Source organism: Salmonella sp. SAL4457 (assembly GCF_046548235.1).
GTDB classification, from domain to species: Bacteria; Pseudomonadota; Gammaproteobacteria; order Enterobacterales; family Enterobacteriaceae; genus Salmonella; species Salmonella enterica.
Window position 1 is genome coordinate 1 of the sequence record NZ_JBGDZO010000037.1, and the last position, 517, is coordinate 517.

The 517-nt window shown below is 68.9% G+C and carries 1 protein-coding gene; it reads right to left on the bottom strand.

The genetic code is table 11. The features are described from left to right. The coding region (locus ACLJNW_RS23095; RefSeq protein WP_410961072.1) for a CmpA/NrtA family ABC transporter substrate-binding protein at positions 1 to 517 on the bottom strand (517 nt) is incomplete at both ends.

The window sequence follows — 517 nt, forward strand, 5'->3', positions numbered from 1 at the left end:
GTCCGGCCAGATCGCCTGGCTGGTGGCGATGGTGAAGCCCTGGCCCTGGTCCACGGCCAGGGCGCCCCAGGGTCCGCCGGCGCAGAACCCGTCGATGCGCCCGGCCTGGAGATGGCCGACCATCTGCGCCGGTGGAACCACCACGCTGTGCACGTCGTGCAGCGGATGCAGACCGAGGCTCGCCAGCCAGTAGTTCAGCCAGAGCGCGTGGGTACCGGTGGGAAAGGTCTGCGCCAGGGTCAGGCGTGCACCATTCTGGCGCCGATGCCGGAGCAGTGCCTCCGCACTGGTCACGCCAGCCTGCTTCAGCGGTTCGGAAAGATTGATCGCCTGGCCGTTCTGGCACAGTCCCATGAGCACCGCCATCTCGCTTGCCGCTCTGCCGCCGAGGCCGAGCTGGACGCCGTAGACCAGCCCGTACAGGCACTGCGCGGCATCCAGCTCGCCGCTGAGCAGTTTGTCGCGCAAGGTGGCCCAGGACGGTTGGCGCCTGAGATTGAGCGTGAGGCCGTAGGGC